This window comes from Desulfatibacillum aliphaticivorans DSM 15576, assembly GCF_000429905.1.
Taxonomy (GTDB): Bacteria; Desulfobacterota; Desulfobacteria; order Desulfobacterales; family Desulfatibacillaceae; genus Desulfatibacillum; species Desulfatibacillum aliphaticivorans.
In genome coordinates this window covers 1-1,523 of the sequence record NZ_AUCT01000062.1, presented here as the reverse complement: position 1 = coordinate 1,523, position 1,523 = coordinate 1, and the positions used below count along the sequence as shown (strand labels likewise).

At 64.2% G+C, this 1,523-nt stretch carries 1 protein-coding gene; it reads right to left on the bottom strand.

Going from position 1 to position 1,523, the window contains the following annotated elements; all coding sequences use genetic code 11:
• The coding region (locus G491_RS0126005) for a two-partner secretion domain-containing protein (RefSeq protein ID WP_028316612.1) at positions 1-1,523 on the bottom strand (1,523 nt) is incomplete at both ends.

The following is a 1,523-nucleotide window of genomic DNA, read 5'->3' as shown; positions in this document are numbered from 1 at the left end:
CTCAGGTTCACGGAGCCCCCGGAGGTGTCAATGTTTCCGCGCACCAGGAGGTTGCCCACGGCCGTGCCTAAAACGCCGTGTGCGTTGGTCACGTTCACGTCGCCGCCGTCGGTGGTGATATCGTTAAGGTCCAGGTTGGCCACGCCCGTGCCTGCATTGTTCATGTTAGCGGTCACGTCCCCGCCGTTGGTGTCCAGCGAGGCCAGCACCATGCCGTCCCCGGCATTGAAATTCATGTCCCCGCCCTGAGTCACGACGGTGTCGCTGGCGGCCCCGATGAAGGTGATGGCGCCGCCGCCGTCGTTATCCGCGTCCGCGGTCATGGTGAGGGACTTGGCTCCGGTGGTCTGAAGCGACAGGGTGTCGTCGGTCAGGTTTTCCACCGTAATATTGTTGGTGGCTTCCAGGACGATGTCCACGTTGCCGGCGATGCTTTCCAGGCCTGTCTCGCTGATGGTCCAGGTGCCCGTGCCGGAGCCTAACAGAATCTGGCCGTCGCTCAACTGACCGTCTTGGCCGCCGCCGCTGCCGTCAATAATATATATATTCGTGGGATCCAAAAGCAGGGTCCCGGCGTTGCCGTTCACGGCGCCCGCCTGCACGTCGCCCCGGAAGGCCAGGTTGTTCACGCCGGACACTTCCACAAACCCGCCGTCGCCGGACACGTCGCCGCCGTTGGCCTGGATCGCGCCCTTGAACCACGTATCGCCGTCGGACCACAGGATCACGTCGCCGCCGTTGGAGTTGGCGCCCGCGCCGTTGGCCGTGATGGTGGATTCCGCGCCCGCCAGGGTCAGGGTGGTGGAGGTCAGGGTCACCTGGCCCGCGTCTCCGCCTGCGCCTGCATTGGCGGAAATGGTTCCGTTCTCATAAACCTTGTCGCCCGATGCGTACACGGAGCCGGCGCTTTCGCCTGCGTCATCGCCGTCCACGTTCAGGGTTCCTTCATTCACCACCAGGCCTTCGTCGCCGCCCAGCAGGATGATCTCGCCGTTACGCTCCACGACCGAGTTGGCTTCAATCACGCCCTGGTTGTTCACCACGGAGTCCAGGATGTTGCCGGCCGCCTGGGCCGTCATAAGCACACGGCCGCCGTTGGCGCGCACCTGTCCTGCGTTCAGCACGGCTGTAGTCAGGGCTTCGCCGTCGGGACCCGTTACCTGGGCCGCCTGTCCGTCGCCCAAAGCAAAATTGATGAGGCCGTCCCCGTCAAAGTCCACGGTGGCCTGCGTGCCGGAGGCCAGCACTACGCTGCCAAGATCCGCCTGGATCACGCCGGTGTTCACAACGGAAGCGCCGGCCAGCACTGCGTAACCGCCGTTTTGAACGATGATGGTTCCCCGGTTGACGACGTAGCCGCCGTCCCCGTCCTGCTTGAAGGAGTAGTTCCCGGCGAAGAAGTCGTCTTCCTCCATCACCAGGGACGTGGCCATAAAGCCCGCCGTGTTCACCGTGGCGTCCGCCCCGATCAACACCCCGCTGGGGTTCATGACCCACACCTGACCATTGGCGATCAGGTTGCC